Origin of the sequence: Pediococcus pentosaceus ATCC 25745 (assembly GCF_000014505.1) — a bacterium.
Classification (GTDB): domain Bacteria; phylum Bacillota; class Bacilli; order Lactobacillales; family Lactobacillaceae; genus Pediococcus; species Pediococcus pentosaceus.
This window is the reverse complement of the sequence record NC_008525.1, coordinates 561,967-581,620: the sequence shown is the minus strand read 5'-3', so window position 1 is coordinate 581,620 and position 19,654 is coordinate 561,967. Positions and strand designations below refer to the sequence as shown.

The 19,654-nt window shown below is 43.1% G+C and carries 14 protein-coding genes and 3 pseudogenes; 6 read left to right on the top strand and 11 right to left on the bottom strand.

Features of this window, described 5'->3' with window-relative positions; all coding sequences use genetic code 11:
• Positions 1 to 153 precede the first annotated feature (153 nt).
• The 5 genes and pseudogenes from PEPE_RS02590 to PEPE_RS02565 form a co-directional block, all read right to left on the bottom strand.
• A complete protein-coding gene (locus PEPE_RS02590) occupies positions 154 to 438 on the bottom strand; it encodes a helix-turn-helix domain-containing protein (protein ID WP_011673118.1) in 285 nt (94 codons plus the stop codon).
• Between the two features lie 27 nt (positions 439 to 465).
• Positions 466 to 767 (bottom strand): annotated as a pseudogene (locus PEPE_RS02585) (type II toxin-antitoxin system RelE/ParE family toxin).
• 36 nt (positions 768 to 803) lie between these two features.
• Positions 804 to 986 (bottom strand): annotated as a pseudogene (locus PEPE_RS09295) (JAB domain-containing protein); the annotation flags it as partial.
• A 605-nt stretch (positions 987 to 1,591) separates the two neighbouring features.
• On the bottom strand, positions 1,592 to 2,437 hold the full coding sequence (locus PEPE_RS02570) for an IS3 family transposase (RefSeq protein WP_261785714.1): 846 nt from the start codon (positions 2,435 to 2,437) through the stop codon (positions 1,592 to 1,594).
• Between the two features lie 17 nt (positions 2,438 to 2,454).
• Positions 2,455 to 2,706 carry an IS3 family transposase gene (locus tag PEPE_RS02565; RefSeq protein ID WP_002816285.1) on the bottom strand — a complete coding sequence of 84 codons (252 nt, stop codon included), beginning with the start codon at positions 2,704 to 2,706 and terminating at the stop codon, positions 2,455 to 2,457.
• A 192-nt stretch (positions 2,707 to 2,898) separates the two neighbouring features.
• On the opposite strand from PEPE_RS02565, the gene PEPE_RS02560 reads away from it, so the two are divergent.
• On the top strand, positions 2,899 to 3,114 hold the full coding sequence (locus tag PEPE_RS02560) for a hypothetical protein (RefSeq protein WP_232459060.1): 216 nt from the start codon (positions 2,899 to 2,901) through the stop codon (positions 3,112 to 3,114).
• A 157-nt stretch (positions 3,115 to 3,271) separates the two neighbouring features.
• On the opposite strand, the gene PEPE_RS02555 is transcribed toward PEPE_RS02560, so the two are convergent.
• Genes PEPE_RS02555 through PEPE_RS02545 form a run of 3 tightly spaced genes read right to left on the bottom strand, consistent with a single transcriptional unit; the run spans position 3,272 to position 7,435 of the window.
• The gene (locus PEPE_RS02555) at positions 3,272 to 4,948 is read right to left on the bottom strand and encodes a glycoside hydrolase family 13 protein (RefSeq protein WP_011673115.1); all 1,677 of its coding nucleotides are present in this window, start codon (positions 4,946 to 4,948) and stop codon (positions 3,272 to 3,274) included.
• 20 nt (positions 4,949 to 4,968) lie between these two features.
• On the bottom strand, positions 4,969 to 5,949 hold the full coding sequence (locus PEPE_RS02550; RefSeq protein ID WP_011673114.1) for a LacI family DNA-binding transcriptional regulator: 981 nt from the start codon (positions 5,947 to 5,949) through the stop codon (positions 4,969 to 4,971).
• Positions 5,930 to 7,435: a sucrose-6-phosphate hydrolase gene (locus PEPE_RS02545; RefSeq protein ID WP_011673113.1), complete on the bottom strand. Its 1,506-nt coding sequence runs from the start codon at positions 7,433 to 7,435 to the stop codon at positions 5,930 to 5,932. Before PEPE_RS02545 ends, PEPE_RS02550 begins: the two co-directional genes overlap by 20 nt.
• 255 nt (positions 7,436 to 7,690) lie before the next feature.
• Between PEPE_RS02545 and PEPE_RS02540 the strand changes: the two genes are divergently transcribed.
• The 3 genes from PEPE_RS02540 to PEPE_RS02530 all read left to right on the top strand — a co-directional run bounded on the left by PEPE_RS02540 (position 7,691) and on the right by PEPE_RS02530 (position 12,771).
• Complete coding sequence (locus PEPE_RS02540; RefSeq protein ID WP_011673112.1) at positions 7,691 to 9,646, top strand: sucrose-specific PTS transporter subunit IIBC; 1,956 nt, start codon at positions 7,691 to 7,693, stop codon at positions 9,644 to 9,646.
• 19 nt (positions 9,647 to 9,665) lie between these two features.
• Positions 9,666 to 11,825: an alpha-galactosidase gene (locus tag PEPE_RS02535; RefSeq protein ID WP_011673111.1), complete on the top strand. Its 2,160-nt coding sequence runs from the start codon at positions 9,666 to 9,668 to the stop codon at positions 11,823 to 11,825.
• A 79-nt stretch (positions 11,826 to 11,904) separates the two neighbouring features.
• Complete coding sequence (locus PEPE_RS02530; RefSeq protein WP_011673110.1) at positions 11,905 to 12,771, top strand: fructokinase; 867 nt, start codon at positions 11,905 to 11,907, stop codon at positions 12,769 to 12,771.
• A gap of 77 nt (positions 12,772 to 12,848) precedes the next feature.
• Here the strand turns inward: PEPE_RS02530 and PEPE_RS09090 are convergent, their stop codons facing one another.
• Positions 12,849 to 13,055: a SemiSWEET family transporter gene (locus PEPE_RS09090; protein ID WP_011673109.1), complete on the bottom strand. Its 207-nt coding sequence runs from the start codon at positions 13,053 to 13,055 to the stop codon at positions 12,849 to 12,851.
• Positions 13,056 to 13,152: 97 nt separating this feature from the next.
• Between PEPE_RS09090 and PEPE_RS02525 the strand changes: the two genes are divergently transcribed.
• Entirely contained in the window at positions 13,153 to 14,031 is an 879-nt protein-coding gene (locus PEPE_RS02525) for an IS30-like element ISPp1 family transposase (protein WP_049752771.1), read from the top strand.
• 178 nt (positions 14,032 to 14,209) lie between these two features.
• Positions 14,210 to 15,241: pseudogene (locus PEPE_RS02520) on the top strand (IS30 family transposase).
• Between the two features lie 81 nt (positions 15,242 to 15,322).
• Here PEPE_RS02520 and PEPE_RS02515 read toward each other — a convergent pair.
• Both PEPE_RS02515 and PEPE_RS02510 read right to left on the bottom strand, forming a co-directional pair.
• Complete coding sequence (locus PEPE_RS02515; RefSeq protein ID WP_011673108.1) at positions 15,323 to 17,524, bottom strand: alpha-galactosidase; 2,202 nt, start codon at positions 17,522 to 17,524, stop codon at positions 15,323 to 15,325.
• Between the two features lie 57 nt (positions 17,525 to 17,581).
• Positions 17,582 to 19,510 carry a PTS sugar transporter subunit IIA gene (locus tag PEPE_RS02510; RefSeq protein ID WP_011673107.1) on the bottom strand — a complete coding sequence of 643 codons (1,929 nt, stop codon included), beginning with the start codon at positions 19,508 to 19,510 and terminating at the stop codon, positions 17,582 to 17,584.
• Between the last annotated feature and the right edge of the window lie 144 nt (positions 19,511 to 19,654).

Below are 19,654 nucleotides of genomic sequence, written 5' to 3'. Positions count from 1 at the left end.
TTAAAAAGTTAAAACAGATCAGGCATACCATCTATGAATATCAGAATATGTTGAATTTATTTAACTAGAATTTATCTGAAATAAAAAAGTTTCGAACCTAAGGCTCGAAACTTGAATATTCCATCATTTTTTCGAATAATTATAAATCTGCGATTAATGAACAGGTTCAAACTGAATAGTCAGTCTTTGATTGGTTGCCTTAGCAATGTCGGAAAGCATCTTGGTTGAAGCATTAACATTATCATTCTCAATTCTTGCAACAGTAGATTGTGGTTTACCAATCACTTGGGCAAATTCCCGTTGTGTTAACCCCATATCTTCCCTTAAAGAACGCACTTTTATCGCTACCTCTAAGTTGATATCTTCTTGCTCAACTTGCTTAGCAAAATCAGCGTCTTGAACACTTCTTTTTTCAATATATTTATCAATTTTGCTCATCTATGATTCCTCCTTATTAAAATAAATTTACCTTCTATCTCTAGCAATTTTTTTCTCACTGGCTGGTGTTTTTTGCGACTTTTTGGTAAATCTATTTGTGATGATGTATTTATTATCTTCGAATTGAAAGTAAATGGTTCTTTGGATGTTAGAAGCTCGTTTAGAACGTATCTCATATAAATTATTGTTCAATTTTGCCTCTCCGCTACGAGTAGCCCATACGTTTCAATCTTACGAATAATGGTAACTAATTTTACAGCATCCTTCGTTGGCAAACTATCCAAAAATTTTTCAAATTCAGTCCAATAATAGCTACTGGATAATACTATGAGATGGTTTAACAAGATAATATTAAAATGGCTTAAAACTTCTTTTAGATTTTCCGAAAATTTTATATCTTCTTGGCTAGGATGGTTGTGTGCCAATATAATATGGGTTGCGTTCATCAAAATGGCTGACTGCACAATTTGATACGGTGAAGCATTAATTCCCCTCACTCTCCCAACAAAAAGATCTTGTTTATATACGACCTCATTCTTAACGTCCATGAATAAACCTTGCAATACTTCTTGAGTTGAATTGCCAATAGATACTTAAGAAAAGAAGCAGAGCTTTCTGAAACAGATACTTTTATTTTTTCGGATTGAACTGCTTTTACTTGGATTCTACACATCTCAAAAATTCGAACTTCATTCATATTCTCTTCTGATACACTCTGCACTTTTCTCATATTATCCATTATTAACCCCCCTTTGTATATTTCAACACGTTCTATCTGACTCACTAAAGCACACTCTATTGTTACATCTATACTGTTGGTTTAATATTATAATATAGCTTATAAATTTGATTTGAACTCTAATCCGGATTAAACAAATTAAAGTGTAATAGTTCACACGTTAGCACTATTAACCTCCACTTAAGGCAAGTTTTTATATCCTTTAAAGGAACCATAAATAATTATATTCCGTTACATTATTAAGGTAGCGTCAAGAATTGGATTGAAGTCAATATTTGAGACAGATTTTAAGAGACATTCAGAACCGCGTTTACCTTCCACAGCTCAAATAAATCATTAATCGCGATTAATAACTTATTTGAACCCTGGAAAGCATTAAATCAGGCAGCCATTTGGCTCGTAAGTGTTGCAATTTCAACTTGTAAGGGGGGTCTGGTAGCCCAGTGAACTATGAATTCTCTTCCTATTGTAGAAAGCATGCACATATTCAAAAAGGACGGCAGCGGCAGTTTCATAATCTTCAAAGACCGGCACTGGATAAACACATTCTTTTTTGAGGGAAGCGTGAAAGGATTCCATTGGCGCATTATCATACGGACAACCCTTACGGCTATATGAGTGGCGGATATGTAGTTCAGTTAAACGTTGATTGTAATCATCGCTGGTATACTGTGATCCTAAATCCGTATGGATAATCAGGTCCCCAGTAATGGTTCGATTTTTAACCGCGCTTTCAAGGGTCTTTAAGACTAAATCAGCATCCATCTGTTTTGAGAACGAATAGCCGATAATCCGTCGTGAGTGCAGGTCCATGATGGTTGATAAGTAACACCAGCCATTACGCTTCGTTTGAATATAGGTCATATCAGCGGTCCATTTTTGATTTAAACCAGTGATCGAGAAATCCTGCTTAAGCAAGTTGGGACGCTGTTCAACCTTGGTTTTGGAAGCCGAAGCCGCTTTCCACTTATTGACGATAACGGAGTGGATATCCAGTTCCTTCATGAGCCGGGAAATCCGTCGTGGACTGCACCGAAGCTGCAGTGGTTGAAGTTCCAGATTCAATTCATGGTGGATCTTCATAACACCGTATCGCTGCTTAAATTCCGCAAAGATCCGCAGAATCCGTTGTTTCAAGTCCGCATCTTCGACCCGGCGTTTTGAAGGTTTGGGGGATCGATAACGATAATACTGAGCTCTGGAAACACCGAGGATTCGGCACATCTTGGTTACCTGGTGGTGATGGCTTTCTTGGTGAATGTAATCAAAGATATTGGTTACTTCTGCGCAAGGAAGCCCAGGGCTTTTTTTAGGATTTCGTTCTCCTCAGACAGCGAAGCCAGTCGCTTTTCCATCGCTTTGATTTCGTCTGGCGATTTACCGGATTGAGTTTTGGCCTGGCCCTGGATCCACTTATGAACTGTTGAATAGCCAATACCATATTCTCTGGCCAGTTGGGCAGCTGATTCGCCTTGCTTATATAGGTTGATAATGTTTTGTTTGAATTCTTTGTCGTAACGAGTTGGCATGTAAAAATTCCTTTCTTTTGAGAGACGATTTATTCATTATACCCTCTCTTAAAAGTTGTCTCAGGAATCAGCTTACATCCAGACCCAGACCGCGGTGACGTCGTAATCAATGTCGCTATCGATGGCGTTGGTAGCAAAGATGACTTAGCAATGGCCAAATTTGATGCGACCATCGCTTCATTCGCCCGTCACTTGCCAGCCAACAGTAAATCAATTCGTTTCCAAGCAATCCAACCGACCGAAGTGATTTCTGATCAAGCCGCCTTACAATTACTATTCAAGTTGCTAGATACTGGTCAATTGGTCACGACGATCGATGAACAACTACCGTTTAACCTCACGGGCTTCATTCAAGGTCACCAACGACTAGATGAGCCTCACGTGGGCCAAGTGGTCGCCGCGCGCTAAAAAAACTGCTTTCAAAAGTTATCCTTTTGAAAGCAGTTTTTTTAGTCAGGTGGTCGCTTATTAAGACCATCGCAGAATTTTGAACAACCCAATTCACACTAATCGTAACGATTGGGTATATTTCAAAGACCGCCTCAATTAGCCAAGTCCTGAATACCTATGCGAGTTGGTAGACCCAAGCCTCATAAGGCCGTAATTTATTTGGCTGCTGCTCGCCATAATTACTAATCAAGCATTTGGCCGTGGGCGTCAGATATTGATCCAGTGGTCGGGACAGTGTCTCGGCTGTGAAATTGCAACAAACTAGCCAGGTCCGCCCTTCCCATTGCCGTGCATATAAGAATACCTGCGGATCATCGGCCCACAAGAGCTCAAACGAACCTAACGTCACTGAGGGGTATTGATGTCGTAATTGAATCAAGTGCTGATAATAGTACCACACTGAATCCGGATCAGCCAAAGCTGCGGCAGCATTGATTTGACGATAGTTGGGATTGACCGTGAGCCATGGCGCCGCGTCACTAAAACCCGCGTTAACCTCCGTGTCCCATTGCATCGGCGTTCGCGAGTTGTCCCGAGAACGCGCCGCTAATCGGGCCATCATATCTGCCGGTGATAGCAGCTGGCGCTCAGTCACTAAATCACGATAGGCACTGAGCGATTCAATATCTCGGTAACTGGCTAGTTCAGTAAAATGAGCGTCAGTCATCCCCAGTTCCTCACCTTGATAAATATATGGGGTTCCCTGTAAGAGGTGTAAACACGTTGCGAGCATTTTAGCCGAACGTACCCGATATGCTGGTCGGTCATCACCAAAACGTGAGACCGCTCGTGGCGTATCATGATTGTTCCAAAACAGGCTGTTCCAAGCCCGCCCTTCAAGTCCGACTTGCCAGTCACTAATGACTTTCTTTAGCGCCACTAACGGTGTCTTACGCGTACTCCACTTACCAAGACCATGCTGACTATTATCAAGTCGCAGATGTTGAAATTCAAAGACCATATCTAATTCGTGCTGATCAGCGCCCGCATACTTCAGCGCATCCGCTGGTGTCACCCCGTGGGTCTCACCAACCGTCATGATATCAAACTGTGACAATACTTCTTGGTTCATTTCTTGCAAGAATTCATGAACTCGCGGTCCGTTCGTTACTCGAGCATCGCCAAACTGACTGTGCGGTTTCAGTGGACCATCTGGTAATCCGGGTAACTTAGAGATTTGGTTAATGACGTCCATTCGAAAACCGTCAACACCCTTGTTCAGCCACCAGGTCATCATCGTATAAACTGACTCTCGTAAGGTCGGATTCTCCCAGTTTAAATCAGGTTGTTTTGTTGAAAACGTGTGTAAATAATACTGCTGGGTCTGCTCATCATATTGCCATGCTGAACCACCAAAAGCCGCATCCCAATTATTGGGCGCCTTTTTGCCGTTACCTGAGCGCCAAAAGTAGAAATCACGATATTGATTGGTGCGGTCCTGGCGACTGCGTTTGAACCATGGATGCTCATCAGAGGTATGGTTAACAACCAAGTCCATGATGATCTTTAAGCCCCGGTCATGGGCGGCTTGCAATAGTTCATCAAAATCAGCCATAGTGCCAAAGTCGGCCGCAATTTGTTGATAATCACTAATATCATAACCATTATCATCGTTGGGTGAACGATAAATGGGATTGAGCCAAATGACGTCGATTCCTAATTGCTTTAAGTAGTCTAGGTGGGCCGTGATCCCCTTTAAGTCACCAATACCATCATGATTGGTATCTTGAAAACTCCGTGGATAGACCTGATAGACAACGGCTTGTTGCCACCACTTGATTGTTGCTGCCATAATTACGATTAACTCCTTAGTTACGCGGTAAGGCCCTTGATGAGCTTAACTGGTAACGTATATTTTGATTCCAGTGTACAATTCGCATCCTCAATCCGCTGCAATAGTAGAGAAACCAGTAACGTGCTAATATCCGCTAACGGTTGTTCTACTGTTGTTAATTCAGAATGATAATCACGTATGAGCGCCGTGCCATCATAACCAACAACGCGTAATTGCTCAGGAACCGTTAATGACAGTTGTTGCGCGACGTTGAGCACTAGTAAAGCGGCCAAATCATCACTACAAAAAATACCATCATACTGATGTTGTGTCATAATCGTCTTAATTTCCATCATCTTCAGCGCAGGGGTCAATTCAAACGGTAACTCATGGACATGGGGTGTTAGCTGTTGGGCAGTCAAGTAGGCTTCATATCCTTCACGGCGACCATTCGTTGGCGAACCAGCGTGTGACTTACCAGTAAAAATAGCCACGTTAGTCGCCCCCGCCTGATGCAATGTCTGGGTTGCTAGCCAGCCCCCCTGGTAATTATCCGAACTAACGATGGGAATATTGTCGGATAAGTACCGGTCAAATGAAATAATCGGAAGACCATATTGTTGATATTCTTCAATACCTAAATTGTGGGCACCAGCAATAATCCCGTCGACCTGATTAGCCATCAACATTTGTAAGTAGTCGCGTTCTTTTTGCGGATCATCCGCACTATTACATAAAATCACCTTATAATTTTTAGCAAATAAGATTTTTTCAATCCGGGACACCAGTTCACCAAAGAACGGATTACTAATATCTGAAAAGATGACGCCAATTAAGCGCGTATTCTTTCCTTGCAGTGAGCGTGCCATATTATTCGGCTGATAATGCAGTTCTCGCATCGCCGCGAAAACTTTTTCTTTAGTCTGACTACTCAGGTAGCCATGGTTATTAATAACCCGAGAAACGGTTGTCGCTGAGACCCCCGCTAGCTTCGCAACATCATTTAATTTTGGTTTCATTGTTATCGACTCCAGTATGCTCTGATTGGCGCCATTCCCAGACTTTACCGGTAACTGCCGTAGTGTCACCTTGAACGTTAAGACGACTCGGGGTAGCGTTTAAGAAGAAACGGCCGGTCATCACGGAATAGCCGTTATCAATATAGCATTCAAAGACTGACACATCTATGATTAGCCGGATTTTTATCGTCTTATGGGCCGTTAACTCAACTTGACGAGTCTGACCATAATCTTCAGCAAACGAATTCCCCGTATGCCGCCGATCAATCATAACCTGACCATGGTTGGCATCAACAGTCACCTGCAGCTGGCCACTTTCCTGCTGATCAGCAATGTTAACCGTGACCGTTTTATCAGCGGGAACCGTCAGTAAGAGTTCAAAGCTGCCATTCAAAGCGGCCACCGTCGCCCGTTGTTGCTCAAAGACTAGGTCATGCGCCGTCGTCCGCAAATCATCCACCGCTGCCACTGGATTTTGATAGAGGTGCCCATCTTTAAGCGTTAGTTCCTTAACTAAGCTCAAACAATGGGCCCAATTTTCACGATCAGTTGGATAGGAAATTTCAGGTAACCCAATCCAGCTGACGGCTAACGCGCGGCCATCCGGCGCATTGATTGCCTGCGTGGCATACACGTCAAAGCCGTCATCCAATTGCGTCAGGGCGTGGGGTTCAGTGAATTGTGCCTGAGCTAGGTTCAATTGATCGGCAACTAAGTACATGTTCGGATAAATATTCTGATACGGGATCGTTGCTTGCGATAACCCTTGGGGACAGAACAATAAGACGGGCTGTTGATCGATCCAGACCAGATTTGGACACTCAATCATATAACCCCGCGCATTTGCGGGAACGTTCAACTCGCCTTGACACGTCCAGGTGGTCAGATCCTTTGAGAAATAAACCAAGATAGCACCGATCTCAGTAGTCGTCTGCGCACCGATCAGCGCGTAGTAGCCGTGGTCATTCCGGATCAAGTCCGGATCACGAAACGAACTCGTGTACCCAGCCGGAGCATGCGCAATTAGTGGCCGGGACAGCTTTTTAATGTGATTATCCGTGTCCATCCAGGCACCTAATTGATACGATTCACGTTGCCAGTCGGCAGTACGGACATTACCCGTATACATAATAAATAACTGATCATCAATTGGTAGTGCTGTACCCGTGTACGCGCCGTGTGAGTCGTACGGCGTATCTGGTCGAATCGCTAAGCCCTCATCATGCCAATCCACCAAGTTCTTAGAGGTCACGTGTTGCCATGACTTCAGTCCGTGTACCGGACCGAACGGAAAGACTTGGTAGAACAGGTGCCACTGACCATCAAAGTATGAAAAGCCATTGGGGTCATTTAACAAACCTGATGTAGGCTGAATATGATGTTGCATCCGCCACTTAGACTGGCGTGCCTGGGCAACGAGCTGTGGTAGCTTAGTTGCTGGCCACTGTTCATAAGGGGTATAACGGGTTTTACGATTCCATATCATGACGATGAGCTCCTTTTTAACGTTCGACTTAATTGTCACTATTATAAAACCGCTTACACCGATATGTCAATCGTTTGACATTTTTATATTATATTTTCATGTCAGCGTTTCAAATTCGGCTTTTTAACAAGATTATCAAGCAATCCAATTTTGTATCAAACGCTTGACATATTTTCCAAAATTGCTATTATTGGGTCTGTAAAGCGCTTGCATTATTAAATTAAAAATAATTTTAGACTCAGGGAGTGAATTATTATGAATCATCAAGAAGTTGCCGACCGCGTACTTAATGCAATTGGTAAAAACAACATTCAAGCCGCCGCCCACTGTGCGACACGCCTCCGTTTGGTCATCAAGGATGAATCCAAGATTGATCAACAAGCCTTAGATGACGACGCGGACGTTAAGGGGACCTTCGAAACTAACGGCCAGTACCAAATCATTATTGGCCCTGGCGATGTCGATAAAGTCTATGACGCCTTAATCGCCAAAACAGGTCTTAAAGAAGTGACACCCGATGACATCAAGGCAGTTGCCGCTGCGGGTCAAAAGAAAAATCCATTAATGGACTTCCTCAAAGTCTTATCTGATATTTTTATTCCAATCGTCCCTGCACTAGTTGCTGGGGGTCTATTAATGGCACTAAACAACGTTTTGACTGCCGAGCATCTTTTTATGGCGAAGTCAGTTGTTGAAGTTTACCCTGGCCTCAAAGGTATCGCCGAAATGATTAACGCGATGGCTAGTGCGCCGTTTACTTTCTTGCCAATCCTCTTAGGATTTTCAGCAACGAAGCGCTTCGGTGGCAACCCCTATCTGGGTGCTACGATGGGCATGATCATGGTCTTACCATCACTAGTTAACGGCTATAGCGTTGCAACGACCATGGCAGCCGGCAAGATGGTTTACTGGAACGTCTTTGGGTTACACGTTGCACAAGCCGGCTATCAAGGCCAAGTGCTCCCAGTCTTAGGCGTCGCCTTCATTCTAGCTACCCTTGAAAAATTCTTCCATAAACACATTAAAGGGGCATTTGACTTCACGTTTACCCCGATGTTTGCCATTGTGATTACTGGTTTCCTAACTTTTACAATCGTTGGTCCCGTCTTACGAACGGTGAGCGATGCATTAACTAACGGTTTAGTAGGCTTATATAACAGCACCGGCTGGATTGGTATGGGAATCTTTGGTTTATTATATTCTGCAATTGTTATTACTGGTCTCCATCAAACTTTCCCAGCAATCGAAACCCAGTTGTTGGCCAATGTTGCCAAAACTGGTGGTTCCTTTATCTTCCCAGTCGCCTCGATGGCCAACATTGGGCAAGGTGCCGCCACTTTAGCTATTTTCTTTGCCACTAAGAGCCAAAAGCAAAAAGCCCTGACTTCTTCAGCCGGGGTCTCAGCGTTACTCGGAATTACGGAACCTGCTATTTTCGGGGTCAACCTCAAGATGAAATTTCCATTTGTCTTTGCAGCGATTGCCTCAGGAATTGCTTCAGCTTTCTTAGGACTATTCCACGTTCTGTCCGTGGCGATGGGTCCCGCATCAGTCATCGGATTCATTTCGATTGCTTCAAAGTCGATTCCAGCATTCATGCTCAGTGCTGTCATCTCGTTCGTCGTCGCATTTATTCCAACTTTTATCTATGCCAAACGAACACTCGGTGACGATCGTGATCAAGTAAAATCACCAGCACCAACGAGTACCGTCATCAATGTTAATGATGAGATTATCAGTGCACCGGTAACGGGGGCTAGCAAAAGTCTCAAACAAGTTAACGACCAAGTTTTCTCAGCCGAAATCATGGGGAAAGGCGCCGCAATCGTGCCAAGCGCTGATCAGGTCGTCGCACCAGCTGACGGGGTCATCACTGTCACTTATGATAGCCATCATGCTTATGGCATCAAAACAACTGCTGGTGCCGAAATTCTGATTCACTTAGGATTAGATACGGTCAATTTAAATGGTGAACACTTCACTACTAACGTTCAGAAGGGCGATACCGTTCATCAAGGTGATCTACTCGGAACGTTTGACATCGCTGCCTTAAAAGCCGCTAACTATGATCCAACCGTCATGCTAATCGTCACAAATACGGCCAATTACGCTAATGTTGAACGACTCAAAGTCACGAATGTCCAAGCTGGTGAACAGCTCGTTGCGTTGACTGCACCGGCAGCTAGCTCAGTTGCTGCTACAACTGTCTAAACTTTATTAGGAGGACGTCATGCCTGTTGAATATGACCCCAAAACCGGCTTAATCAATCTTCATAATGACCAAATTAGCTATGTTATTCAAATTTTAGCTCATCGTTACCCAGTGCATCGATATTTTGGACGTTACTTTTCAAAACAACCGTACTTTGAGCCGATGCCATCCGGTAGCCATGCTTTTGCTAATGACCCAACAGAACGCTTTCCATATTCCGTGACTTCACTGCCACTCGAATATTCCACTATTGGCAGTGGTGACTATCGCCAGCCAGCTTACGTTATTAAGGATGCTAACAATCAATTACTGCCAATTTTAGAATATACTGGTTTTTCTGTGAATGATCAGCCAATCAACTCGCGCCAATTGCCACCCACCGTTAGCAAACACACGCCTGTAACAACCCTAGTCATTCATTTGACCGATGCAGTGACCAAGTTACAGATGGATCTTAACTACACTATTTTTGAAAATCAGCCGCTTATCTTGCGAAGCACAACTCTGCGCCATCACGGTACTACTAATTTGCAAGTAACAGCCCTATCCAGCGCTCAACTAGATCTACCAACTGACCAATATACTGCGCTGACATTAAGCGGTACCCATGCACATGAAGCTAATCCATCGTTTAACCGTTTACACCCAGGGTTACAAACGGTTCGCAGTCTGCGCGGCACTAGTGGACCACAACACCAACCGTTCATGGCTCTAGCAGAACCTAACACGACAGAATTAGCTGGGACTGTTATTGGTTGTGCACTAGCATGGAGTGGTAACTTCGACAGTACTGTCGAAGTTGACCAATATCAACATAGCCGCCTAACAATCGGTCTTGAGCCCGACACATTCGAATGGCAGCTCAAACCAAATAGCAGTTTTCAGACTCCTGAAGCCGTGCTAACTTGGACAAATACTGGTTTTAACGGCATGTCGCAAGTATTTCACGACTTTAGCTATCAGCTGATGCCCTCCCAGACTAACATTCCAAGTGTGCTTAACACTTGGGAAACACTGACATTTGCCGTTTCGGAGTCTAAAGTTCAACACTTAATCGAACACGCCCACCAGTTAGGCTTACAAATGCTTGTCTTAGACGACGGCTGGTTTGTCAACCGTAACGGCGAAAATGGGCAATTAGGTGACTGGTTTGTTGACCCCATTAAGTTTCCTAATGGTCTGAACCCCCTTGCCCAACAAGCCCATCATCATCGAATGAAATTCGGTCTCTGGGTGGAACCAGAGATGATCACCACTAACAGTCAGCTCTACCAACAACATCCTGACTGGGTATTACAATATGTTGATCGGACACCCATCACAGCTCGCCACCAGCTAGTCTTAGACCTTTCGCAGGCCGCTGTCCGTGACCACTTAATCACTACTCTGACGAACTTGGTTCAAAATAACCAACTCGATTATCTTAAATGGGATATGAATCGCCATCTTACACAGGTTGGCAGCACACACTTACCGGCTGCACAACAGGGGGAACTGTATTATCGCTATGTCTGTGGACTTTATGATATTCTTACACGCTTGAAGCGCGCCTGCCCCAAGCTGATTATCGAAAATTGTTCAGCTGGTGGTGGCCGGTTTGATTTTGGTATGCTACCATACACCAATCAGACGTGGATAAGCGATTTGACTGATCCAGTCGACCGAGCAACCATCGAGAACGGATTTAGTTATCTATTTCCACCACGGATATTCAGCAACCATATAACCGCATCACCCAATGCGCAAAATGGCCGAATAACACCATTTGAAACTCGATTACAATTAGCCTGCATCGGGCAACTAGGATTGGAACTTAATCCTAAACAACTTGCTCCTAGTGAACAGCAACTTCTTCGAGGAGCCTTAATTAAATATCAGCAACTGAAATCTACTTTTATCAAGGCCCACTTTTATCGTCTACCAACAACAAGACACGTTGTTGCGTGGTTGATAGTAACGGCAGATAAAAAGCAGGCAATTTGCTGTTACTTAAATGGGCTTAATTCTGCTGTCAAAACTCAGCACCCATTACCATTACACTATCTCGATGCTGAATTAGCGTATAGCGATTCATCGGGTAATCGCTATACGGGGCATCAGTTAAACACGATGGGGATTCCACTTAAACCCACCAACGCTGATTTCACTAGTCAGCTAATTTATTTATGTCAAAATTAATGTAATCGTTAACAAAATTTCGAATTAAGAATATATTATTATTAAATAAGACTACATTTTTAACTACAGGAGGCACACTATGCTTTTAGGTGCAATTGAAGCTGGTGGTACAAAATTTGTTTGTGCCACGGGCGCTGAAAACGGGCAAGTTAGCGACCGAATTTCGATCCCCACGACAACCCCCGTTGAAACCATGACTGCGGTAGACGACTATTTTACGACTCATCCCGTTGACGCGATTGGTATCGGTTCATTTGGCCCCATCGGCGTTAATCCCGATGATCCGAAATATGGTTACATTACCACGACTCCCAAACCCGGCTGGGGTGACTTCGACTTTTTAGGCCATCTTAAAAGTCAATTCAACATCCCACTCTACTGGACCACTGATGTTAACGAAGCCGCTTATGGCGAATCAATGATTGGAATCGCTAAGGACGTCCCTAACAGCATCTACATGACGATTGGTACCGGTGTTGGCGCTGGCGTCATTAGTCAGAACCACATTTTTAATGGTCGCACTCATACTGAGCTTGGTCACATGCGACTCAACCGGTTACCTGGGGACGATTTCAAGTCCAACTGTCCTTACCATGACATCTGTTTAGAAGGTTTAGCTGCTGGGCCAGCAGTTGGAAAACGAACGGGGAAAGCTGGGAAAGATATTCCCGTTGACGATCCGGTCTGGCCAATCATCACTGACTACATCGCACAGGCATGTGTCAACCTCACCGTCGCCTTCGCACCTGATAAAATTATTCTTAACGGTGGTGTTATAAATCAACGGCAGCTCTTTCCCATGATTCGTGAAAAGTTTGCCGCCTATCTAAATGGCTACGAAGAAGTCCCACCACTGGATGACTATATCGTTCCCGCTGGACTGGGTAACAATTCTGGCATTGCCGGTGGCCTATTGTTAGCTCAGGCTGCTTTAAAGAACGCTTAACACCTTGCAAAAAAGTCCGCCGATACGTGTTTAAACGTATTAGCGGACTTTTAGTTTACAGTCAATTTGTCATTCGTTTAATGCATATATACGGTTAAAACAGTGATAAATCCAAAAATCACCCCGGGAACATTTGAAATAATAACGGGCCAATCCTTATAAGTCTTGAACCAGCCGTAACCAGTCCATAATATCCCATTAATCATTGCCACGAGTGGTTGTAGCGGCGATACTGGGTCACCTGAGAAATTCGAAATGATTTGCGGAATATACGACACGTACATGGTAGATTGTAAAATTAATCCGACGCTGTTCGGACAAAAAGATCAGCTTCCTTTAAAATGGTGTTTACCACAAACCCATCTTTTAGGAGCTGATCTTTTGTCTAGTATAACCTATTCCGAACGAATTAAAATCGAAACCTTTTGTGAACTAGGGCTGTCCAATATCCAAATGGGCGTTCGGCTGAACCGATCACCGTCAACAATTTCTTATGAATTATCTCGATGTCAACCTTATCAGGCTGAATTAGCACAAACAGATGCCGAATACAAGCGATCACAATGTGGTCGGAAAACTAAGCTGAGCGATGAGTTAAAGCAAAAAATTCTCAACCATTTACGTCTAAGCTGGTCACCAGGAATGATTGCTCACGAATTTAAACTAGCTACTAAATCTATTTATAATTGGCTAAATCAGGGGAGAATTGGTTTCTCCTTGAATGATCTACCTGAACATGGCGTACGCCAACGGCGTAACGTTGACCAACGATCCAAATATAATCAATCTTTGGGGCGATCAATTGAACAGCGTCCCATGATGATTAATCAACGTAATCGCATCGGCGATTTTGAACTAGATACAGTCGTTGGTCCTCGTGGGCATAGTAAGGCAGTTTTATTAACTTTAATCGATCGCAAATCACGGTTCCTTTGGGCCTACCGGTTAAAAGATCGGACGACAGCGACTGTTAATGAAGCCCTAACTAAGTTCCTAACCACTTTTAATGGTCCGGTGCACAGCTTCACGGTGGACCGTGGCACTGAGTTTAGCGGTCTAGTATCACTTGAATCACAATATGGTATTAAGACCTATTACTGCCATGCTTATACTCCAGCTGAACGTGGTAGTAATGAACGCTTTAATCGGAATTTACGTTGTTTTTATCCTAAAGGGACTCGTTTTGAGCACATTAGTACTCAAGATTTAACGACGACGTTACTCCAAATTAACCAGCGACCGCTTAAAATACTCGACTAGCAAACACCGTATCAGGTTATGCTGACAAATTTGTCCAAAAATTCGGATTAAATTTGCAATCTACCAATTATCAAAATTATCCGCGCGTTTTATAATTAAGTTAGCCACGCAGCCAAAATGGTAAAAAAAGACACCAAGACGAAAAATTCAGGTATCATTGAAGTTCCTACAACAAACAATGAAAGAAGTTTTCGTCTTGATGCAAGAACAGTCTATCACACCACGCCTAAAAGGTCACCATTTATCGGAAATCGAACGCGGTTAAATCGCCGCTTGGCACATTGAAGGATGCTCAGTACGGCAAATAGCGATTCGATTAGGCGTCTGCCACCAGACCGTCAATAATGAGCTCAAGCGTGGTCGAGTCACGCAAGTTAAACGCGTTAATAATCAGAAACACTACTTTGAAATTTACAGTCCTGAAGCCGCTCAGAATCGCTATGAAATAAAGCGGCAAAACTGCGGACGCCCATTAAAATTTAGCCAAGTGACGGCCTTCTTAGCCTACTTTGATGATAAGTTCTGCCATGAGGGCTGGTCGCCGGACGCTGCCGTTGGTTATGCCCGTAAGCACCGGTTATTTAAGCCGGCCAAAATGGTCTGTACGAAGACTTTGTACAACTATATCGATGCGCAACTGTTGGAGATCCGTAACCTTGATCTGCTGGAAAAAACAAAACGTCGGATGACCCAGCACCACTCGCACCAACATCAGCGCCTATTCGGTCGTAGTATTGAAGAACGGCCAAAGCGAGTAGAAATGCGTCACGAGTTTGGTCATTTTGAGATCGATACTGTCATTGGCAAACGTGCTGGTAGCGAGAGTGTCCTATTAACGTTTACCGAACGTAAAACGCGCTATCTGTGGCTTATGCATGCAAAATACTACGGCTGAATTCGGTAACGTTATGCGGACAGTTACGGCGGATAACGGAACAGAGTTCACCACGCTAACGGCTGCGCTTGAGGGTATTACCGAGACTTATTATACCCACCCTTATAGCTCGGCCGAACGCGCCACTAATGAGGTCCACAATCACTCAGACGTTACTTTCCTAAGGGGTAATCACTCGATCTAGCTACACCCAGTCTGGTCCGTCAAGCTGAATCTCGGCTCAACCATCTCCCGCGCCGTTTACTTAGGTTCTGTACACCAGCTGAAGTATTTCGAAAGGAATTAGCGCGTGCGCGTAAAGGCCGCGCCGCCTGATCCACCTGGAACTCCCATGAGCCCTTTCGTCTGTGTACTTTACCGGCACTGGTTAACTTACTATTGCAATTTACGTAAAAGTTAGTTCTCAGTGACTGCTTTAAAATGATAGACCTTTGTTGTGTAATCTTGGTAGACTACTGGATCATAGAAGCCAAGTTGCATCAATTCATCACCACCAAATATCGCCTTAGTAGCAATATTTTGGTAATTCAGCTTGGGATTCAAACCGACTAATTTGGTTTTTGTCAAACTGGGTTGGGCATAGGATGTCAGATTAAATACCATGACAATCGCTTCATCTTGTTGAGGTGAAACAAACATCCATGCTGCTTGATTGCTAGTAATTGGTGATTTTAAGCGATAAAATTCACCAAATTGAATCAGTGGTCTAATCTGTTTATACTGTACAACTTGCTTTTGGACTATTTGTTTATCCGCTGAACTGAGTTGTGTTAGATCCAATTCATAACCTAAGACACCGCTTGCCGCTACTGCACTTCTAGTCGACATTGACGTTTCACGACCTGTTTGCTGATTAGGGCTCACTGAGACATGGGCGGTAGCTAACGAAATTGGATAGGCTAAACTAGTCCCATATTGAATCGTCAATCGCGCAACTGCATCAGTGTTATCACTAGCCCAAATCTGTGGCATATAGTAAGCCATCCCAGCATCAAATCGACCGCCACCACCTGAGCAACCTTCAAATAAGATATGCGGATAAGCTGTCGTCAACCGTTCCAATAATTCATACAGACCTAAAACATACCGATGATAGACCTCACCCTGGCGTTCTGGTGGTAAAGCAACGGAATAAATATCTGAAAGGTGGCGATTCATATCCCATTTAATATAATCAATTTGCTTCGATTTTAGAAGTTGATCAAGCTGGTCAAAAATATTATTTCGTACGGCTTGCCGACCAAGATCTAAAATATACTGATTACGTGATGGACTTGGTGATCGGCCAGGAACTTGCATTAAATAATCTGGATGTTGCTGATATAGCTTTGAATCATATGAAATCATTTCTGGTTCTAACCAAATACCAAATTTAAGGCCTTGTTCATGCACATATTTCACAAAATGATTTAAGCCCTGCGGAAATTTTCTATGATCAACTTGCCAGTCACCTAATGAAGAATTATCATCATCACGATGTCCAAACCAACCATCATCTAAAACAAACATTTCAATGCCTAACTGCTTGGCTTCATCCACGATCGGCTTCAATTTTGCTTCGTTAAAATCAAAGAATGTTGCTTCCCAGTTGTTAACTACAATCGGACGCTCTTGATTTTTAAACTCACTACGTACTACTCGTTCACGGATCAAATGGTGGTAGGCTTGGCTCATCGCGTTCAAACCTTTATTTGTATAGACCATTAATACTTCTGGTGTTTGGAAAGTCGCGCCAGCTTTAAGTTGCCAATTGAAATTATAACTATTAATACCGACCATTAGATGAAGTTGGTCAAGTTGATCCTTTTCCAGTTCAAATGCGTGATTGCCAGAATAGACCAAGTTAAAACCATATGCATCACCGCTAAACTCTGTCGTAGTGTGATCAACCAAGGCCAAAAATGGATTCATTTGATGACTGGAAGTACCCCGCAAACTACCAAAAGTCTGTATTCCATAATTGATCGAACCCCGCTCTGGATGGCGTTCATTGGCATGCGCTCCAGGTAATGTAATTGTTTCGAACTGACGATCCGTAAAATCGATTTGCATTGAAGCAACTTTTTCTAAATTAACTGCATGATCACCTTGATTACAGACTTGCACCGAGCGCGTGACCACTGGTCGATCACGGTAGATCGTATATTGTAGATCAAACTCGACTTGGCTTACTTGATCAACTAATACGATGGTCAAAGTTTCTGCCTCTGTTTCATCCTCCACAAAAGCTGCCGGTAGCCCGCTTAACTTTGGTTTACCCGCTTCGATCCGATATCCCTGATAAACTAAGAATAATGCATTAGCCCCATCAGTATGACGAACGATTGCTGCTGGTAAGTGATAATCCATTTCACCAGCCGTACTGTATTCTTTCGGCAAAGTATCACGTGAAAAAGTGCGATCAGTCGATCCCGGTAAATTACCGGAAAAACCACGATCGACTCGTGGATAGCGCAATTCACCGTGGTAATGGTCCACATGCCCACCAAAATATAAATGACTTAAAGTACCGCCCTGCTCAACTGCAAAGATATAAGAAAGATTTTGATTATGCAAATGAAAAACGCGATTCGCTTGATCAACCGTAATTAATGACATTTTATTTCCTCCTCGGGGAATTACTAATTTTAAAATTAAATGATAACCAGTGGCACATTATGCTTTAGTATGCAACTGTAAAATATTATCAGTTGCTTTAACGGCTTGACCTGGCTTGACTAACCAATCCATCATAGTGAATTCGGTTGAATTAGTCACTGTCATAATAACCGTATCATCTAAACCAGCTTGTTTGATCGTTGGATCCCAAAACTCAAGTAATTCATCCCCTTGTTGTACATGCTGCCCCTCCTCAACATAAGAAATAAATCCCGTTCCTCTAAGTTTAACAGTTCCCAAACCAATATGGATCAATAAGACGATCCCATTATCACCGACTAAGCCAACTGCATGTCGTGTGGTAAATACTTGACGTACCGTTGCATCAAATGGAGCTAATATTCGGCCATCACTAGGTTTAATAGCAAATCCGTCACCTAACGTTCCAGCCGCAAAAGTTGGATCATTGACTTGGGCAAGTGGAATCACTTGCCCAGCGATTGGTGTAGCTAAATCAAGTGATGTAACTACTTTTTCTGCTACCTGATCAGTGGTATTATCGAACTTTGTTCTCCAGGTTCTTTCAAGTTCAGCCACAATTTCGGCGTGTTTTTCTTCGGTTAAGAATATTTGCTTTGAAAAAATGCCAATAGCGATAAGTAGCATTAACGCGGGAAAGGCAAACATCGTTAATTTAAAATGTAATTGTCCTGCAGCAGTGATAGAAGAAGCAGTCGCACCAGTCGTCATACCAGAAATAATGGCAATTTGGCCAACAACCCCGTTAGAGATAGCGCCACCAAATTTATCGATCAACGGCCGCACTGATAAAGCCAGCGACTCATCACGATGCCCCAGCTTCAATTGACCGTATTCAACAGAATCCGTGATTACCATCAAAACTACTAAAAAGACCATCTGTTGCGGGAACCCAAACATAGTTGCCGCTAATAGAACCAGCCATAAATTACTGCCAGCAATGGTAAAAATCGCAATACCACCTAGCATGAACACTAAACAGCCAGCAAAAACACCTTTACGACTGAATTTTTTCGATAATACTGGAAATAGCGATGTAGCAATCAAACCTAAGAAAATATTAATGATCGATAGAATAGAAAATGATTTCGGCTTACCCATAATATACGTGAAATAATAGACTTCCAGTGAACCTAAAATATTAATGCCCACACCATAGAATAAATAGGCTAAAGCTGCCCATAGCAACTGATCATTTTTAGCCAGTGCCTTAAAAATCTCCATCACACCAACTGTATCTTGTTTATTTTTACGAATATCACTATCAACTTCACGTGTACCTAAGCCAACACCCCAGGCTGAAATTAAAGCTATCAAGCAGATGATCAAGGCAAAAATGAACCAACCACGATTATCGCCAGTACTAGTCGCCTTGGCAGAAAAGAAGATAACTGCCGGCATGACCAACACACCAACCAAGCCACCACCAATAGTTGACCCTAAGCGGGCAAAAGTAGCAGTTTTTTCGCGTTCTCGTGAATCAGTGGTCAAGGAAGGTAACATTGACCAAAAACCAACGTCTTTAAACGAATAGAAAATATCCATCGTAATATACAAAATTGCAAAAACGACCAAATAAATCATTGCGTTTTTAGCATAGAGGCCGCCTAAATTAGTAAATAATAGCAAGAGAATAATTGAAGAGACGGTCCCACCGACTACAACCCATGGCCGGAAATGACCCCAGCGTGTTTTAGTTCGGTCAATTGCGTTACCGATAAAGGGATCAATGAATAGCTCAACGATTCGTAACACCATAATAATCAAGGTCACCAAACTGACCATTCGATTATCTAGTGCTTTGTTACCGGTATCAAAAAGGTGTGAAGTAATGAAGATAATTAAATATCCGGAGAGGATACTATAGAAAGCATCATTACCAAAAGCACCAAAACCATAGATTAGGCGACCTCCTAACCCCATTTTATAATTATGTTCTTCCTGCATAAATGAATTACCTGCCCTTCAAATCATTTTTTGTATCCGTTTTCATTAACAAAGCTCATTATAATTCCTGTCTATTGGGTTGCCCATAGTAATCTTTATCAATTTTTTGTTATTTTTATTAGTAAACAATTTGACATGTTTTTC